The sequence below is a fragment of the Acidithiobacillus thiooxidans ATCC 19377 genome, assembly GCF_009662475.1.
Lineage (GTDB): Bacteria > Pseudomonadota > Gammaproteobacteria > Acidithiobacillales > Acidithiobacillaceae > Acidithiobacillus > Acidithiobacillus thiooxidans.
This window is the reverse complement of the sequence record NZ_CP045571.1, coordinates 1,386,612-1,402,764: the sequence shown is the minus strand read 5'-3', so window position 1 is coordinate 1,402,764 and position 16,153 is coordinate 1,386,612. Positions and strand designations below refer to the sequence as shown.

General features: G+C 51.9%; 21 protein-coding genes. 19 read left to right on the top strand and 2 right to left on the bottom strand.

The window, feature by feature from the left end; genetic code table 11:
• Positions 1–522 precede the first annotated feature (522 nt).
• From GCD22_RS07200 to GCD22_RS07170, 7 genes are all read left to right on the top strand, one after another.
• Entirely contained in the window at positions 523–798 is a 276-nt protein-coding gene (locus GCD22_RS07200) for a DUF6900 domain-containing protein (RefSeq protein WP_153940545.1), read from the top strand.
• On the top strand, positions 782–1,018 hold the full coding sequence (locus tag GCD22_RS07195; RefSeq protein WP_153940544.1) for a hypothetical protein: 237 nt from the start codon (positions 782–784) through the stop codon (positions 1,016–1,018). Before GCD22_RS07200 ends, GCD22_RS07195 begins: the two co-directional genes overlap by 17 nt.
• Before the next feature lie 25 nt (positions 1,019–1,043).
• Positions 1,044–2,348: a YeaH/YhbH family protein gene (locus GCD22_RS07190; RefSeq protein WP_153940543.1), complete on the top strand. Its 1,305-nt coding sequence runs from the start codon at positions 1,044–1,046 to the stop codon at positions 2,346–2,348.
• Positions 2,349–2,433: 85 nt separating this feature from the next.
• Positions 2,434–2,670 (top strand): AbrB/MazE/SpoVT family DNA-binding domain-containing protein, encoded by a 237-nt coding sequence (locus tag GCD22_RS07185; protein WP_153940542.1) that lies wholly within the window; start codon positions 2,434–2,436, stop codon positions 2,668–2,670.
• Entirely contained in the window at positions 2,664–2,972 is a 309-nt protein-coding gene (locus GCD22_RS07180) for a type II toxin-antitoxin system PemK/MazF family toxin (RefSeq protein ID WP_153940541.1), read from the top strand. Before GCD22_RS07185 ends, GCD22_RS07180 begins: the two co-directional genes overlap by 7 nt.
• A 109-nt stretch (positions 2,973–3,081) precedes the next feature.
• Entirely contained in the window at positions 3,082–3,723 is a 642-nt protein-coding gene (locus GCD22_RS07175) for a hypothetical protein (protein ID WP_153940540.1), read from the top strand.
• A 113-nt stretch (positions 3,724–3,836) separates the two neighbouring features.
• Positions 3,837–4,133: a hypothetical protein gene (locus GCD22_RS07170; RefSeq protein WP_153940539.1), complete on the top strand. Its 297-nt coding sequence runs from the start codon at positions 3,837–3,839 to the stop codon at positions 4,131–4,133.
• A gap of 71 nt (positions 4,134–4,204) precedes the next feature.
• Here GCD22_RS07170 and GCD22_RS07165 read toward each other — a convergent pair whose 3' ends face one another.
• Positions 4,205–4,558 carry a hypothetical protein gene (locus GCD22_RS07165; RefSeq protein ID WP_153940538.1) on the bottom strand — a complete coding sequence of 118 codons (354 nt, stop codon included), beginning with the start codon at positions 4,556–4,558 and terminating at the stop codon, positions 4,205–4,207.
• 223 nt (positions 4,559–4,781) lie between these two features.
• Between GCD22_RS07165 and GCD22_RS07160 the strand changes: the two genes are divergently transcribed.
• Complete coding sequence (locus GCD22_RS07160; RefSeq protein ID WP_153940537.1) at positions 4,782–5,135, top strand: hypothetical protein; 354 nt, start codon at positions 4,782–4,784, stop codon at positions 5,133–5,135.
• Positions 5,136–5,460: 325 nt separating this feature from the next.
• Here GCD22_RS07160 and GCD22_RS07155 read toward each other — a convergent pair whose 3' ends face one another.
• Positions 5,461–6,744 carry a porin gene (locus GCD22_RS07155; protein WP_244947601.1) on the bottom strand — a complete coding sequence of 428 codons (1,284 nt, stop codon included), beginning with the start codon at positions 6,742–6,744 and terminating at the stop codon, positions 5,461–5,463.
• 492 nt (positions 6,745–7,236) lie between these two features.
• Here GCD22_RS07155 and GCD22_RS07150 point away from each other — a divergent pair, with 492 nt between their 5' ends.
• The 11 genes from GCD22_RS07150 (at position 7,237) to moaA (ending at position 16,142) form a co-directional block, all read left to right on the top strand.
• Positions 7,237–7,545 carry a hypothetical protein gene (locus GCD22_RS07150; protein ID WP_153940536.1) on the top strand — a complete coding sequence of 103 codons (309 nt, stop codon included), beginning with the start codon at positions 7,237–7,239 and terminating at the stop codon, positions 7,543–7,545.
• A gap of 83 nt (positions 7,546–7,628) precedes the next feature.
• Positions 7,629–7,895 (top strand): hypothetical protein, encoded by a 267-nt coding sequence (locus GCD22_RS07145; RefSeq protein ID WP_153940535.1) that lies wholly within the window; start codon positions 7,629–7,631, stop codon positions 7,893–7,895.
• Between the two features lie 344 nt (positions 7,896–8,239).
• Positions 8,240–8,557 carry a DUF202 domain-containing protein gene (locus tag GCD22_RS07140; protein ID WP_153940534.1) on the top strand — a complete coding sequence of 106 codons (318 nt, stop codon included), beginning with the start codon at positions 8,240–8,242 and terminating at the stop codon, positions 8,555–8,557.
• 94 nt (positions 8,558–8,651) lie between these two features.
• Entirely contained in the window at positions 8,652–11,525 is a 2,874-nt protein-coding gene (locus GCD22_RS07135; RefSeq protein ID WP_244947600.1) for a molybdopterin oxidoreductase family protein, read from the top strand.
• Between the two features lie 11 nt (positions 11,526–11,536).
• Positions 11,537–12,229, top strand: coding sequence for a 4Fe-4S dicluster domain-containing protein (locus GCD22_RS07130; RefSeq protein WP_024894887.1), 693 nt, complete (start codon positions 11,537–11,539; stop codon positions 12,227–12,229).
• Positions 12,230–12,241: 12 nt separating this feature from the next.
• Positions 12,242–13,183: a dimethyl sulfoxide reductase anchor subunit family protein gene (locus GCD22_RS07125; protein WP_031573011.1), complete on the top strand. Its 942-nt coding sequence runs from the start codon at positions 12,242–12,244 to the stop codon at positions 13,181–13,183.
• Positions 13,184–13,197: 14 nt separating this feature from the next.
• Entirely contained in the window at positions 13,198–13,899 is a 702-nt protein-coding gene (locus GCD22_RS07120) for an NAD-dependent epimerase/dehydratase family protein (RefSeq protein WP_031573013.1), read from the top strand.
• Between the two features lie 9 nt (positions 13,900–13,908).
• A complete protein-coding gene (locus tag GCD22_RS07115) occupies positions 13,909–14,223 on the top strand; it encodes a hypothetical protein (RefSeq protein ID WP_031573015.1) in 315 nt (104 codons plus the stop codon).
• Positions 14,216–14,602 (top strand): DUF202 domain-containing protein, encoded by a 387-nt coding sequence (locus GCD22_RS07110; RefSeq protein WP_080707830.1) that lies wholly within the window; start codon positions 14,216–14,218, stop codon positions 14,600–14,602. Before GCD22_RS07115 ends, GCD22_RS07110 begins: the two co-directional genes overlap by 8 nt.
• A 36-nt stretch (positions 14,603–14,638) precedes the next feature.
• Positions 14,639–14,983 (top strand): hypothetical protein, encoded by a 345-nt coding sequence (locus GCD22_RS07105; protein ID WP_031573020.1) that lies wholly within the window; start codon positions 14,639–14,641, stop codon positions 14,981–14,983.
• 151 nt (positions 14,984–15,134) lie between these two features.
• The gene (gene moaA / locus GCD22_RS07100) at positions 15,135–16,142 is read left to right on the top strand and encodes a GTP 3',8-cyclase MoaA (protein WP_031573023.1); all 1,008 of its coding nucleotides are present in this window, start codon (positions 15,135–15,137) and stop codon (positions 16,140–16,142) included.
• Positions 16,143–16,153: the final 11 nt, after the last annotated feature.

The window sequence follows — 16,153 nt, the reverse complement described above, 5'->3', positions numbered from 1 at the left end:
AGGGTTATGGTGTGCATCCGCCTGAACACAGACGGACACACAAGTATGTCTTCAATTTTCAAAGAGCGTGGCTGACTTAAAACAAAACCGGCAGCCTGTTTTCCACGAGGCTGCCGGTTCTTGTTGCTTCCGGTGGAGCCCCTTTGTTCGTGGGACTCCGTTATGAGGTCCCGGTTATCTGTTAAAGCCTGATTGCATGGTGGATGGATTTTTCGATGTCACAGACAATAGCCAATAGCCTGCACAGCTTTCCACGCAGTATCCCGTATGGCTGCATGTCTGCTGGCTGCAAGCCTGCCGGCTGCAAGCCTGTTGTCCTGCTATGAAACCGCTTTGCTGTCCGTTCATCGAAAAACCTCAAAAAAGTGATGCTCCGTAGTCTAAGAATGCTTTTTCATCCTGTCAATGGTTTTTGCGCCTGTTTTTTACTGAACCTTAACGAGCGCATTTAAACGTGTCGGATTTTGCGTATGGTATCCTCATAGAGTGTGTATTTTCTCATGTTCTTTTCAGGATGGACTTATGGAACAGATTGCCGAAAAAGTGATTACACAGATCAAAAAGCATCCGCAGATTGAACCTCTGCTGACCACCATTGCCCAAAAATATCTGCGGGTCGAAACCTTGCAAACGCAGCATTCCGATAGTGCTGATTTCCATAACGTGTCGGTGTGGGAGCTTCGGGCAGCGCTGGAGGCGGCTTTCCAGGCAGGTACCCAACTCGGGGCCTCCGTTACCGCACACATGGATAATTTTGTCGCCACTGAAACAGATCGATTAAATGCGCATTCAGATTAATCACTGTTATCTGTTGGCCCATACCCTGCATCCCGATAATCGGGATTATGACCGAAAAGTGATCGTTACTGGCCTTGACCGAAAATCGGTGTTTTTTGACCAAAAAGATGGGCCAGATATGCCAACGATTGGCGCGTTTATGTTGTCGCGGGCGAGTTTTCGCAGGCTGGCGACTGAATGCAATCCGCCGACACCTGAAGTAATCAAACCATCTCCATGAGGCTTCATTCACAGGGAGGTTTATCATGAGCACCATTATCGACCGTAGCAGCGCCGGAACCCGGTCCACCGCGAATCAGGAGCGCCTCAAAAGAAGAGTGCGTGCCCGTCTGAAAGAAACCGTGGAAAATATGGCGCGCTCCGGCTCCATAGAAGACCTGGCCAAAGGCCAGCATACCATTCCTGTGCCGACCCGCGATTTGCAGGAACACAGCTTCCGTCCGGATATGACTAACACCTCCTGGGAAAGAGTCTTGCCGGGTAACAAGGAATATCAGCGCGGAGACGCTATCCAGAAGCCACAAAGCGGACAGGGTGAGGGCGGGCGCGAAGGTTCTCCCGATGGTCTGGGCAATGACGAAATCGCCGTCGTCCTGTCCGCCGATGAGTTCCTGGACGTGCTTTTTGACGGATTGGCCTTGCCGCGCTTGCGCAAAACCGCCCAGGGCGATGTCCAGGCGGAACAATGGCGGCGCGCCGGATTCATCAAGGACGGCAGCCCCTCTCGCATGCATGTCGGCCGCACCATGCGTGCTGCCCGAGCCCGCCGTCTGGCGCTACGGGCCGGCAAACGCCGCGAGCTTCAAGAGCTTGAAGAAGCCCGCAGCCAACTGCAGGCGGAAATCAGCACACGCATTGCCCGCAAGAAAGGCGTTTCACGGGAACAGGAACGTCTAAAAAAACTGGAGGAACAGATTTCCATCCTGGCGCGCAAAATCAAGGCCGTCCCCTTTATTGATGAAACCGACCTGCGCTTTGCCCATATCGATCAGCAACCCCATCCTATCACCCAGGCGGTCATGTTTTGTGTCATGGATGTTTCGGGCAGCATGGGCGAAACGGAAAAAGACTTGGCCAAGCGGTTTTTCCTGCTGCTCTACCTTTTTCTGCAGCGCCATTATCAGGCCGTACACATCGTGTTCATCAAACATCACAGCATCGCTACAGAATGTACGGAAGAAGCTTTTTTTGGGGCAGGGGAGGGCGGCGGTACCCTGGTTTCTCCGGCAATTATTCTGGTGGAAGATATCATCCAGCAACGTTTTCCGCCCGACCGTTGGAATGTCTACGTCGCCCAGGCCTCAGACGGGGATAATTACTACGCGGATAACGCGGTAGTGGCGGAACACCTGCACCAGCTACTCCCGCGTCTGCGCCGTTTCTTTTATCTGGAGGTGAACCGCGAATACGAAACCCATCTTTTCCAGGCCTACAAAGATATTGCGGAAAATCATCCCGAGATGGTTGCCGCCAAGGCCCGGGTACGGGAAGATATTTATCCGCTGTTCCGCGCTCTGTTTTCTCAAGAAATGGTGTCCGCTCAGGCTTAATCGGTGGTGCTGGCAACGATTACACTTGCCCCATCACAATACCTTGTTATAACATTGTTGCAATACTTCATTAGGAGTAAAACACATGCGAACCAGTATTCGGAAAATTGGTAATTCACGAGGTATCCTCATTCCATCTGTGTTTCTAACCGACAGCGGAATTGGCGATCAAGTTGACATTCTGATGGAGGGCAACGCCCTGCTCATAAGACCAGTGCAAGATCTGCGTGCTGGATGGTTTGAGGGTTATGATTCGAGCGTGGAAGTGGATCCATTGGGCGACTTGCCCGTGGATGACGACGCCCAAGACTGGACATGGTAAAGCGTGGCGAGGTGTATTGGGTGAACCTTGATCCCACTGTCGGCACGGAAATTAAAAAGACACGCCCGGCGCTCATTGTCTCACCAGACGATCTCAACGCCGCTTTGCCTCGTGTTATTGTTGCGCCCCTCACCAGTGGTGGGCTGCGGTTGGGATGTCGCCCAGAGTTGGAATTTGCGGGCAAGCAGGCCAGGGTATTGCTGGATCAGATCAGGACGGTCGATAAGCGTCGGCTATCCGGAAAAATCGGGGAAATACCGATGGCAGTGTGGCACCCCATTCTTATCGAAATGCTCACTTAAGCAAGCAAGCAAAAAGATCTGATCATATCAGAGACCATCGAAAATCTCTTCATGGAAGTATTCTGGCGGTTCGCTCGGATCAGGTTGCGACGTTAGGCGAGAGGGTGAAATGTTGGAACAGGCGGAAGAATTTAATGATTTGGCTTGGCTAAAGTTGGGGATATTGTGGCGCTCGACTGATTTTGCTGTACGCCATTATCTCTCTCCGCAGCACCCCAAGTTTTTTGGTAATACGGGGGCACTATGCCGTGCCGTAAGGCGGGAAAGCCAGAACGGTTCACGTTCAGAGCGACAGAAAAGAACCAAGGAACTGCAGGATGTTGAACAAAATTACTCCATAACTCAGGACACACAAACCCCCAAAATCATTCTTTCCGGGGAACGTCGCTTCCTGAACGCTTTGTGTGAACTGGAAGAATCAAAGCTCGCTTCCCTATTACTGGACATGGGCGGTTGCGTTTGTCGTGATTTGGGTGAGGAATACGATTTCTGGTTAAAGGAACACGGATTTCAGAAAAACCCTCAATTCACCGAAGAAAATGATGAGCCGTTATTTTTGCCCGTGAACTTGTCGGAGGTTCTCAGCGAGTTGATCCAAGGCAAAGCCAGACATGCTACTGCAGAAAGCTGGGCTTCAGATGCCTGGGCATTGTTTTTTCCAGAAGAACCGTTGTCTGGTTACTCACAGGTGTGTTTGCACTATGCGGACCTTGCCGAGAGAATAGTGATGTTCTCTGGAAATGCTTTTTAACAGGACCACTAATTTTGTTACAGTCTTTGTTTAGATTGGGTTTATCGTTGACGTACCCCTGAACAAAATGGCAGCCTTGTATGGCTACAAATGCAAACATCAAGGAGAGTTCTATGTCGAATACCAGCAATATTGTTCTTACTTTTGCTTTTGCTTCTCTCGCTTTTTGTGCCATAAGCGTACCCGCGATGGCGGATACAAGTGTGCCGACACCGGCCAAGGTGGTGACAAAAGCGCATACGCATGTATCGACGAAGGCACCAACGGCTGCGCCTACACATCCAAAATTAGCAAAACCCACTCTCGGTGAAACCATGAGCCAGTACGCACCTTCCTGCGTGAATAATCAGTACTCGCAAAAATGCAAAGCGGCCTGGGCTGCCCTGCATGCTGAAGCTCAAAAAAGTTAGTCCGCAAGTAGTTAAGCTATCCACACAAAAAAGCGCCTATAAACAGAAAGGCGCTTTTCCTATTTTTCCTATTACCTCTTCGCCTTTCTCGGACGCCGCCCAGGCCGACCCTTGCCATGTTCTTCCAATAAAACCTCACCGCGTTTTTTCAACCCTTCAGCATCTTCATGCAAAGCCTTTTCTAGGGCCGCTATATAATGCCGTACATCCCAATCCGGTGCCATCACCGCTGCAGCCCGTTTGAAGCGCTTTTCTCTTTCCAAGGCCTCTTTATGGCTCGCCGGCGACTGCAACAGCCTTTTCTTTGCCTCCTCTATCTTTGCTATTGCCGTCCGTTGACGCTCCAGGATCTCCGCCTGCTTCTTTTCAAGATCTGCCAGACGTTGTTCAGCAGTACGACGAATACGCTTTTTGACTTCGGCCATGTTTTTATGCCTCCTGAAATTGTGAAATACCTCAAATAATTTGGCCTTCTTTGCCTCTTTGGAAACCTCTTTGCAAAAAAAAGCATTGCCCACGTTTATCTAAAAAACGCTCATGGGCAATGTACAGGATACTCCGGAAATAATGCAAGAACGATCGACTATTGGACGCACTCGAAACAGCGGGTAGTATCAGATGGATAGGGCCTATTATTGGATAGAGCTTATGACTCGGGTTGAGGTTGTTCACGGAGAAATGATGTTTTTTGGGGTTTTATTTTTGACATTCCTGTTCAGTACAATGGCCGGACTCTCTTTGTTTCTTCTCGATGGACATCGTCATAGTCTCGCTGCATGGCTACTGGTTGTGGCACTTATCCTCATGGCAGCGCAGCAATGGTCACAGGTGTTTTCGGTTACCGCGATAAAAGCGATGAGTCACTCAGGTATCTGGCTTTCATACTGGCCCGGCCTCCTGGGCGTTGCATCGGCAGCTATTCTGGATATCCGCTGGTGGGCGCGATGGCTATTCATGAGTGTAGGGTTGTTGGGAATTGCCTTGGCCCTTCTTAGGGTATGAAAGCCACGAAAAAACCCTTGCGCTGCAAAGCGGAGAAGTCTATCCATGACTTCCGAACCGGGAATGTGGCACCGATTACCTATCTCGGCTTCATGAAAGTCCACTTGCGGCCCCGCTGGGGGAACATAACCAGGTATGATATGTATTTCCTGAAGCCCCTAAAAATAGTAAAAAACTATTCACCATGATGGGCTGAAAAAAAGCTCTATATAAAATAGAGCTAAGCCCTCATGGACGAGGAGGAGAAAGTCACCAGAAATTATCAGCCAATAGCATTAATGAGACCGGCGCACAGGCCGGCCTCTACATCCTTTTGCGGAGGAGATCAGAAACCCGCCTGGAACTGCAACATTAAGGTGTTGTAGGCCGCACCGTTGATGGGCGCGTCATTTGCTCCAAACACGCCGCCCATGGTTCCGGCACCAAAATTGCCCTGACGAGCCGTAGGAATGATGTAGTTCAACTGCACCTCTGCAGCGTGTGGATTGTTGGGATTGACAAAGTAGTTCAGGCCCACTGTCGTGTTATCGATCTTGACGTCATAACCGTTGTGGTCGTTGATACTGAAAGAGTCGAAACGTACCGCAGGCTCAATGTCCAACCAGGAAGGCGTCAAGGTCATCTGATGCAGATTGACGCCTAAGCCCACGTTCCAGTCAGTAGCCAGCATGCCCTTATTGCTGTAACCGCCCACGCCAAAGCTACGTCCAGAGGTCATGTTAGTGTAGGAGGCTGCATAGTGAACTCCCATCAGTCCGCCATGTATCCCGGCATTCCAGGTGTATACAGCAGTTTTGGAAAGCCCTGCAGACGGTACAGCGCCCAGACTCATTCGGGATCCGCTCACTTCAGCCTTGAGCAGGGGTCCCATGAAGTCGTACCCCAGACGAGCAAAGGCTATGTAGTTGCCGCTGCCGTTAAGGAACCCACCCTGACCACCTCCGGTGTAATATGCGGCATTATTGCCGGAGTAATAGGCATTGTAAGGGTCCAGGGAAGTGTCATCGGCAAAACCTACGGCATAACTCGCTCCCGTTCCCATCACGTCATCGGCATGAATCATTGCGCCCAAAGAACGGCCTGGAAGCAGGGACTGAGCCATGCTTCGGAAGACAAAAGGCAACGTGTTGCCAGCCTTACTCACATACTCATTACCCACCGGTAACTTGAACTTGCCAACCTTCAGCTGAGCAAAAGGCACAGGTGCATAGTTCATCCAGGCATTAATGATGGAAGCGTTTCCGTTATTGCCAAGGCCGTTGTTCAACAGATTTCCCTTGGGCGTGGACGGATTTCCACTGATACCACTGAGTGCAGCATTGTCCCAACCTGCCTCAATGTTGTACGTGACACCTGGAACAGCCTGGCCCTTGACACCCAGGCGAATACGGTTGGCACCAACAATCCAACCATTGGGGCCTGTAGGCGATCCATTGGTCGATGTTCCCCACTGCTGGCCGCCGGTGATTTGGGCATATCCGTATAAGATGGGGCCACTGTCGTTTTTATTGTTTGCCGGTGCGAACACGTTGTTCGTAGACGCGAACGCCGCACCGGGAAGAATAAAAGCCGCCGCAACTGCCAGCATGATTACATTTTTTCTCATCATTTCGTACTCCTCCGCACCAAGATCATGAACAGGATTCAACGAACACCACGGCGCTTTTGGTAACAAAACACTGCCATAGAATAGACCGCACCATATGCGTCAAATGGAAAATATCGCATATATATCTTCATGATGTTTCCGCTCGTTGTGTCGTGAGTAAAACCTATTTATTACGCACAACGGATAATAAAAACCTGTAAAGACGAACGCCAATTCTATTATCTAATCAGCTTATTCATGGGAAGAATATTTTGTCTGCTCTCGTAGATCTCAGGGTAACCTATTCTTCTTTGTAGCCTGTTTTCACCCAAACGATCCGACTGCATCTTTTACGTTACTGATGCCGGTATTATTGGCGTTGATCGATGCGCACACAAAATCGTGATACCGCATTATTCTTGATGTGAATAACAGGATTCGATCTTATCATTGGCCCGTTGCGCTGACAGGGCTTATAAACGTACGAAGTAAAGGGAGATGTGAGGAAACGCAATGTGTGCCGGACAAAAACCACATAAAACCATTCAGGGGGCGCGGGAAGAATCGGTATCGGTGCAGCGCGATATGTCTCATGCCGGATGGCGTGGGTTTTTATGTTGGTGTGTCTGGTATCATGTGCTTTTCATCTTATTGATTCTGGGTATATTGGGTGCATTGGTTTTGCGGTATGCCCATTCCTGGGTCTGGATTGGTCTACATTTCTACGCGGCACCCATTGCCGGTGTAGGCGTCGTTCTCATAGGCCTGTTTGTTGTTGCGGTTATTGGCGTGTTAACCCACGCTCTGACGCAGAATATTTAGTTTGTAAATGGTTGTATAAGCGTCTGTTGGACGTGAAAGTCAGATGTGCGGCGCTTGTTATGTCGACGATGAGGGAGTTAATCATGAAAAAAAGTTCGGTAGCGTTAGCTGTTATTACTATTCTTTTTGGTAATTTCTCGTACGCAGATATTATTACCCATACGGGTGTTCCTTTTCCGACTGCTTATCAAAAGCAGAATGACTGCGGGTATTGTCAACCGGTTCAGCCATACAAAAAGGGCAGATCGATTGAAAAGAAATCGGTGACTCCGAAAGATGCGGGCTCAAAAGCATCGAAATCTTCAAAGGAGAGCGATACAACAATAAATCCGCACCACAAAGCGTCTTGATATGTTCACTGAGTGCGGCCATTCCGAGGCGGACTGCGAAGCGCTTTGAAATATCTGGAAGCCGTTATGTGAGGTACCTATCGAGAGATGGCCAAAGAATAGAACGTCTTTGTGATATTCTATAAGCGAATAATGACATCTAAAATCTGCATGGGTAAAGGCTGATGGGTTTGTCTACAATGAGTTATTGGTATTCCGACGTTTCCAATGGGCAGTAAAATTATCCGGACGGACGGGAATAAGTGCTCCAACGCTTAAAATCGACTGGATACTTTGACAGGCTTAATTGGGCGGGCTTAGATGGCTTGCGCATGATTGGATAGGATTCGGCAAAAGGAGAAGCATTGTTACCTTATGAGAAATTTTTATCGCGGGATTTCATTCTACGGGACTGGCTTGCCGTGGATCGGACGATTCTGGCGAATGAACGGACTCTTTTGTCCTACACCCGCACGGCTTTGACGCTGATTCTGGCGGGTCTGACCTTTATCCGCTTTTTTGGACCGCAACTGTGGGCGGCACTGGGATACGTCAGCCTGGCCACCGGTTTGATAATTTGGGGAATCGGATTGCAACGCTATCTGGGCAAGCTTCAGCATTATCAGGCTTATGTGCATGAAGAACGCGGCGAGCGCTCGGAACAGAAGGTGCAAACGCACTGATATTCTCTGCATGAATATCAATATCCAAAACCTGCATTGGTAAAGGCGGCAGGATTCTTTTATGGTGAACTTCAATGATGGCGAGAGGTAAAGGATGATGACGGATCAAGTGACGGTCTTTGAAGACCATAAAAATCAGCGGATCGAGTATTCTACCTGCTATATGTGTGCCTGTCGTTGTGGCATTAAAGTGACCGTTGAAAATGACAACGTCCGCTTCATTCAGGGGAATCGTAATCATCCCACCAATCAGGGGGTGCTCTGTGCCAAGGGTTCCGCCGGCATCATGAAGCAGAATTCCCCGGCGAAACTTCGTCAGCCGTTGCTGCGCAAGCCGGGAACGGCCCGGGGCGCGGGGGAGTTCGTCCCCATCTCCTGGGAAAAAGCCTTGGATATGTTGACGGCGCGTCTTCAGAATATCCGCTCCACCAATCCGGACAAGTTGGCTTTTTTTACCGGTCGCGATCAAATGCAGGCGCTGACAGGCATGTGGGCGCAGCAGTTTGGCACGTTGAACTGGGCTGCGCATGGTGGGTTTTGTTCAGTCAATATGGCCGCCGGCGGGCTTTACATGATGCCCTTCGCCTTTTGGGAGTTTGGCGATCCCGACTGGGATCGTACCAAGTATTTCATGCTCTGGGGTGTCGCCGAGGATCATGCATCCAATCCCATTAAAATTGCATTGGAGAAGCTGAAACGCAGAGGGGCCAAGTTTGTGGCTATCAATCCCGCACGCACGGGCTATCAGGCGATTGCCGACGAGTGGGTAGCCATCAAACCGGGAACCGATGGACTATTGGCCTTATCCATGGTGCATGTCCTGCTGGAAAGAGAACTCTTCGACTGGGATTTTCTGATCCGCTACACCAATGCGCCTTTTCTGATTATTGATGCACCGGGAAGTAGTGATCATGGCCTGTTTTGGCGCAATGCCGCCGGTCATCCACAAGTGTGGGATATGTGTACCCAGAATTTCGCGGATGGCATGGAAGCAGGCTCCAATCCTTCCCTATTGTTGCTGGATAAACAGGTCACCCCGGCCGGACGTACCGTTCGTACCGTGATGTCTTTGCTGATCGAAAAATATCTGGATGAGGCCTATGCTCCGGAACAGGTGAGCAAAATCACCGGTGTGCCGGCGGAAACCATTGAACGTCTCGCCCTGGAGATGGCCCAGGTGGCTTTTGAAGAAACCATTGAAATAGACTGTGAATGGACGGATTGGACGGGGCGGAAACACGACAAGTTCATCGGCCGTCCGGTCTCCATGTATGCAATGCGCGGAGTTTCTGCGCATTCCAACGGGTTTCAGTCGGCCCGTGCCATTCATCTGCTGCAAATTCTGCTCGGCACCATTGATTGTCCCGGCGGTTTTTGCGCGAAGCCGCCCTATCCGAAGCCGGTGCCACCGCCCGTCAAGCCGGCGCAACACAGCGCGCCCAACCAGCCGCTTTCCTCATCTCCCCTGGGCTACCCGACCGGTCCTGAAGATCTGGTGATTGATGAGCAAGGGAATCCCAAACGGATTGACAAGGCATTCTCCTGGGAAACGCCCCTTTCCATTCAGGGCTTGCTGCATATGGTGATTACCAATGCCCACAACTATGATCCTTACCGCATTGATACGCTGATTTTGTTTATGGCCAATATGGCCTGGAACAGCAGCATGAACACTGCAGAAATTCAGAAGATGTTAGTGGCAAAGGATTCAGAGGATGGCGAGTATCGCATCCCGTTTATCGTGGTGTCGGACGCCTATCATTCGGAAATGGTCAATTTTGCCGATCTGATTTTGCCCGATACCACCTATCTGGAGCGTTACGATACCTTGTCCATGCTGGATCGTCCGATTTCTGAGACAGATGCCGTATGCGATTCGATTCGCCACCCCATCCTCAAAACGAATCGTGATGTGCGCGCCTGGCAGGAAGTGCTGGTGGATCTTGCGGGAAGACTCCAGTTTCCCGCCTTTGTGCACGAAAACGGCGATAAGCGCTACCAGGATTACAAGGATTTCATTGTCAATTACCAGAAAGAGCCCGGCATAGGCTTTCTTTCCGGCTGGCGGGGCAAAAATGGGGATCAGCATCTGCGCGGTGAACCCAACCCGCGTCAGTGGGAAGCTTACATCGATCACCAAAGCTTTTTTCAACACCATCTGCCCCTGAATATCCGGTATTTCCGGTTCGTCAATCAGGCCTACCTGGATTTTGCGGTGGAAGCGGCCTACATTCCGAAGGCCGAGCCGATGTTTATCGAGATTTATTCGGAACCCTTGCAACGTTTCCGCCTGGCCGGAGAAGGGGTCTATGACGGGCCTCGGCCCTCACAGCCCGCAGACCGGGAGCGGCTGGCCAAATATTTTGATCCGCTGCCTTTCTGGTACGAACCCCTGGAACAACAACGGGTCAGTGCGGAAGAATATCCCTTCTTCGCGGTCAATCAACGGCCCATGATGATGTACCATTCCTGGGATAGCCAGAATGCCTGGTTGCGGCAAATCATTGCGCAGAATTTTCTGTATATGAATCGCCAGCGTGGCGAGCATCTCGGCATTGCCGATCAGAGTTGGGTATGGGTGGAGAGCCATAATGGTAAAATTCGGGTTCAGGTCAAACTGATCGAAGGCTGTCAGGAAGACACGGTGTGGACCTGGAATGCCATTGGCAAACAGTCCGGGGCCTGGGCACTCTCGCCCGATGCCCCGGAAGCCACGCGCGGATTTTTGATGAACCATCTGATCTCAGAGCTCTTGCCGGAGAAGACGGGTGAAAGGCGTTTGACCAACTCCGATCCGATCACCGGTCAGGCGGCCTGGTATGATTTACGGGTGCGCATTTATCCGGCCGCCCCTGGTGAAGAAGGCACCTGGCCGACCTTCCCCACCATCAAGCCGTTAGCGGATGAACCGCGACCGGTGGATCGCTTGCGCTATCACACGCACCCGCCCGTCAACCTGAAATCTTAAGGAGGCCTCGGATGAGACTAGGATTGGTTATCGATTTGGACACATGCGTAGGTTGCCATGCCTGCGCGGTTGCCTGTAAGGAATGGAACACCAGTGGGACCACGGGCGCTTTGACCGACTATCACCCCTATGGCGCGGAACCTTCCGGGGTGTGGTTCAACCGCATACGGCATTTTGAGCTGGGGGATTATCCGCACAACAAAACCATCAATTTTCCCATGTCCTGCATGCATTGTGAAAATGCGGAGTGTGTGACGGTTTGTCCGACCGGCGCCTCCTATAAAAGAGCGGAAGACGGGATTGTCCTGGTGGATCAAAATAAATGCATGGGCTGCAATTACTGTTCCTGGGCCTGTCCTTACGGAGCCCGGGAACTGGATAGGGCCTCTGGAACCATGAAGAAATGCACGCTTTGCGTGGATCGCATCTATGACATGGAAATTCCGGAAGAAGAGCGACAACCGGCCTGTGTTTTGACCTGTCCGGCCCACGCACGCATGTTTGGTGATTTTGATGATCCGGAGAGCCCGGTCAGTCGCGCTGTCCGGGAAAGAGGCGGGTATGAGCTGATGCCGGAGCTGAATTATCAGCCGAGTAACAAGTATCTGCCGCCCCGTCCAACCCGGCCCATTCCCATAGAAAATCTCAAAAAACGGGGAATCCGTCAGGTCAAAGACTGGATTCATCAGGCCGTTACCCGGTAAAGGAGAAGCCATATGCATCCCGCATTAGCAGTGATATTTCTGACCCTTTTTTCAGGGGGTGGTTTTGGCCTCATGGCCTTGACGGCGCTGGTCAATGATTTCCAGATTGACGGTGGACTCAATCCACTGCAGACCATGATAGCGCTGATTATTTCCATGGCCTTTGTTTCCATCGGGCTGCTGTCATCCACCGCCCATCTGGCGAATCCGAAAAATGCCTGGAGAGCGTTTACCCGATGGAGAACCTCGTGGCTGGCGCGCGAGGGCGTTTTCGCGGTGATGTACTATCCCTTTGCTTTTTTATACCTGGTCTGGGTCTTCTTCACGGGCGGTACCCACGACGCCATCGGATTGATTCTCGCCAACCTGGCGGCGCTTATCGGTTTGATCACGATTTTCTGTCAGGGCATGATTTATGCGGTGCTCAGGACGATGCGGCAATGGAATACGCCACTGGTTCCCGCTAACTTTTACGCGATGGGACTGGCCATAGGGGCCACCTGGTTAGCCGCGATTCAGCAGATCACGACGGGCCAGCCGGACCCCGTGCTGATCGGTATTGCGGCGGCCCTACTCGTGGCTACGGGCGTGCTCAAGGGGATTTATTACTTCTGGATCAGTCGCCCTGGCGGACCGACCATTCGCACGGCTACCGGGTTCAATCGTTTTTCCGTGCGGATTCTGGATCAGGGACACACTTTTGGTACCTTCCTGACGGAAGAATTTGGACATCGGCTGCCGCCCGCCAAAGCCAAAAGCATCAAGATACTGATGTATCTCATTGCCATCATCCTGCCGCTGGCTTTGCTGGCCATCGCGCTCTGGGGGCAGGTGGCCACCCTCGCGGTACTGGCGGCTTTATTGGTACTGACCGGATTTGGTGTCGAGCGCTGGCTGTTCTTTATTGAGGCGCAGCATGTGGTGAACCTCTATCACGGTCGGCAGCAATGTTGAAGGAGCTTACGCAGATGACACAGGAAGTGAGACCCTACGATGTGCTGGTCATGGGCGGGAGCGGTTTTCTCGGGCAAAAGCTGGTCCAGCAGCTGGCAAAAAAAGAACGCCGGGTACTGGTGAGTACGCGGAAAGCCGGGGCACTGAAACCCGCATTTGCGGCACTCAACGATGTCCATGTCCATCAGATCAGGGAATATGATGCCAACACGCTGGACACCCTGCTGTCGCAGGCGGATGCGGTCATCAACCTGGTGAGCATTCATCATGAGGAGCGACGCAGCCGCATCGATCTGCCCCCCGCCAGGCGGGGGGACTTTGAGGAAGTGCATATTGAAATCCCCCGGCGCATGATCCACAGCGCGGTGAAAATCGGCGGGTGCCGAATCGTTCACGTCAGTTGTTATGGAGCCAGTCCCTTGTCCTCCGATGCGCGTCTGCGCAGCAAAGGCCTGGGGGAAATCATTGTCCGCGAAGCCAGCGAGGACAGTGCCGCTCAGGGCTACTTCACTTATCTCAATGGCCCCAAGTTTGGATGGGGTTCCAGGCTCGCATCGACCGTTCTTCGGCTGCCCAAGCTGCGCAGTGCCGATCTGGATCACTGGGCACGAATTATCATCGAAACGCTGGACGATCACGAGAGTATCGGCAAGATTCAGGAGGCCTGGACGGACAAGGCGCGGGTCACCATCTATCCCGGCAAGATCTACGCGTAAGGGGGCATTTTGCGGCAACTCCCCTATGATGATTATTCCCGAAAAGAAATGATTCTTCGGGATTGGTTGGCGATGGACCGAACCCTTTTTGCCGGGTCACGCACCTTCATGGACTACATAAAGACTTTCATGACGCTGGTGATTGCGACGATTGTCTTTCTGGCGGTTTTCAGAGGGCGTGTTTGGGACACGCTGCTCTATTTGGGTTTTATGGTAGCGTTTGTCCTGTTGGTAACGGGGGTGCTGCAGTTCATGCGCATCCGCCAGCATCGTCGGGATTTGGATCACATAGAACGCTGTGCCAAATGGGATGCGCATGATTAAAGGGCAGCCCCGTGCCACCTCTGCAAAGCGCTGGCATTTCCGGTTTCTGGATGCGCATCGTCATCATTTTCATCGCTATCCGAAAAGTAAGCTGGTGTTGAGGGATTGGCTCGCGTTGGACCGGACAGCGGCAGCGAATCGCCGGACTTTCTATTCTTTTTTACGGACGACGCTGGATTTTAATATTTCGGGACTGGTGTTGATTCGGTTCTTTGGGTATTCATGGGTCATCGCTATTGGTGCCCTGTTTATCCTGATTTCCGGGTTCACCGGTGGCTATGCGCTGTATCGGTTCATGTCGGTCCGACAACATTACCGGCAGTTTCTGTTGGCCTCGGAAAATTTCAAACCTTCGGCGCTGACGCGGGTCGAGAGATAGTCTGGATGGGATATATCTTGAACAGGAGAAGACACTATGAAGAAAATTGATCATCAGCAAGCCATACAACGGGCCTTGGCGTTGCGTTTACACAGCGCCTTGGATGCGGCTTTCCTGGCGGTGTCAGAGCAGCTGTGCGGATGCGATTCCGTTACTCTGGATGACGCAGTAAAAGTCATTGATAACGATCAGGTATTGGATTATGCCGCCTTTTTATACCAAAGCCAGACCCGGCAAAATTTATCAGGCTCCTGCGCAGAGCATCCTGTGTCGCTGGAGAGTGAACGCGAATGGGAATTGACGGAATCCGAAGCGTGTCTGGCCCGTAGCATTGCCCAGGTGGCTGCGGAAGTGGATGCGCAAATGCATCCCCGTTCGTAAAATGACGGTGGTAGCCGCATAGTGAAAGGATTAAAAGAACCTGCCAGTTATCTGTGCACGGGAGCGTGGATCACGACAAGGCCAGCTGTTGGTATGCAGTCCATTTCTGAAAAAGTGCCTGCAGATGCGGGATATCGGGAGGGGCTAAACCATGCAGGATAAGCCCCAGACACTGGAGGATTCCTGGCAACGAAGCATTCGCTATGTGCGTATTTCGGTGACCGACCACTGTAATTTCCGATGCCAGTATTGTACGCCGGAAAGCGGTGCACCCTGGTTTCCGAAACCGGAACAGCTGACGGCAAATGAATATAAACGGCTCATCCGTATTTTTGCCGGGTTGGGTGTTTCCCATATCCGATTTACCGGGGGAGAACCCTTGTTGTTTCCGGCGTTGCCGGAGCTCATTGCCGAAGCCAAAGCGGCGGGTGTGGCGAAAAGAAGTGTCAGCACCAATGGCGTTCTCCTGGCCCGGAAGGGTGCATCCTTGCTGCGTGCAGGACTCAGTAAAGTGAATATCAGCCTGGACTCCCTCAACAAGGAACGCTTCTCAGCCATTACCCGGGGTGGGGATTTGGACGCCGTGCTGGAAGGGATCGAGGTGGCCAGACAAATAGGCGTGCCGCAAATCGCGCTCAATGTCGTCCTGCATCAATCTAGCACCCGCGAAGATTTGCTGCGTCTTGCAGAGTTTGCCCTGGTCGGGAATCTCGACATCCGTTTCATTGAGTTGATGCCCCTGGGTTCTGCTGGAAGCACGCTTTATCAGCGTGATTTTTATTCCGCCCAAAAGGCGAAGGCGCTGATAGAAACCGTATTTGGTCCGCTACAGCCCGAGCAGGATTCCCCCACGGACGGTCCGGCGAGTCTCTATCGCGTACCGGGCTTTGCATCGCGGGTCGGATTCATTACGCCCTGGAGTCACAATTTTTGCGCGGCCTGCAATCGGGTGCGCGTGAACGCTGCGGGACGATTACTCTATTGTCTTGGGCAGGAAGCCGGGCTCGAACTGCGTGAGGCATTACGGGAAGGCCTTGCGGACCGTCACATTGCGCAGAAGATTCAGCAGGGTGTCTGGCATGACAAGCCGGAACGCCATTATTTTGAGGACGTGCCCGACCGCTCCGCACCGGTTTTTATGATGCGGGTGGGGGGATAACGTCTCAGTGC

Bases quoted from the DNA above. Each gene is read 5' to 3' on its own strand.
- GCD22_RS07200 (WP_153940545.1), top strand. From the start codon at position 523: ATGGAACAGATTGCCGAAAAAGTGATTACACAGATCAAAAAGCATCCG.
- GCD22_RS07195 (WP_153940544.1), top strand. From the start codon at position 782: ATGCGCATTCAGATTAATCACTGTTATCTGTTGGCCCATACCCTGCAT.
- GCD22_RS07190 (WP_153940543.1), top strand. From the start codon at position 1,044: ATGAGCACCATTATCGACCGTAGCAGCGCCGGAACCCGGTCCACCGCG.
- GCD22_RS07185 (WP_153940542.1), top strand. From the start codon at position 2,434: ATGCGAACCAGTATTCGGAAAATTGGTAATTCACGAGGTATCCTCATT.
- GCD22_RS07180 (WP_153940541.1), top strand. From the start codon at position 2,664: ATGGTAAAGCGTGGCGAGGTGTATTGGGTGAACCTTGATCCCACTGTC.
- GCD22_RS07175 (WP_153940540.1), top strand. From the start codon at position 3,082: ATGTTGGAACAGGCGGAAGAATTTAATGATTTGGCTTGGCTAAAGTTG.
- GCD22_RS07170 (WP_153940539.1), top strand. From the start codon at position 3,837: ATGTCGAATACCAGCAATATTGTTCTTACTTTTGCTTTTGCTTCTCTC.
- GCD22_RS07165 (WP_153940538.1), bottom strand. From the start codon at position 4,558: ATGGCCGAAGTCAAAAAGCGTATTCGTCGTACTGCTGAACAACGTCTG.
- GCD22_RS07160 (WP_153940537.1), top strand. From the start codon at position 4,782: ATGACTCGGGTTGAGGTTGTTCACGGAGAAATGATGTTTTTTGGGGTT.
- GCD22_RS07155 (WP_244947601.1), bottom strand. From the start codon at position 6,744: ATGATGAGAAAAAATGTAATCATGCTGGCAGTTGCGGCGGCTTTTATT.
- GCD22_RS07150 (WP_153940536.1), top strand. From the start codon at position 7,237: ATGTGTGCCGGACAAAAACCACATAAAACCATTCAGGGGGCGCGGGAA.
- GCD22_RS07145 (WP_153940535.1), top strand. From the start codon at position 7,629: ATGAAAAAAAGTTCGGTAGCGTTAGCTGTTATTACTATTCTTTTTGGT.
- GCD22_RS07135 (WP_244947600.1), top strand. From the start codon at position 8,652: ATGATGACGGATCAAGTGACGGTCTTTGAAGACCATAAAAATCAGCGG.
- GCD22_RS07130 (WP_024894887.1), top strand. From the start codon at position 11,537: ATGAGACTAGGATTGGTTATCGATTTGGACACATGCGTAGGTTGCCAT.
- GCD22_RS07125 (WP_031573011.1), top strand. From the start codon at position 12,242: ATGCATCCCGCATTAGCAGTGATATTTCTGACCCTTTTTTCAGGGGGT.
- GCD22_RS07120 (WP_031573013.1), top strand. From the start codon at position 13,198: ATGACACAGGAAGTGAGACCCTACGATGTGCTGGTCATGGGCGGGAGC.
- GCD22_RS07110 (WP_080707830.1), top strand. From the start codon at position 14,216: ATGATTAAAGGGCAGCCCCGTGCCACCTCTGCAAAGCGCTGGCATTTC.
- GCD22_RS07105 (WP_031573020.1), top strand. From the start codon at position 14,639: ATGAAGAAAATTGATCATCAGCAAGCCATACAACGGGCCTTGGCGTTG.
- moaA (WP_031573023.1), top strand. From the start codon at position 15,135: ATGCAGGATAAGCCCCAGACACTGGAGGATTCCTGGCAACGAAGCATT.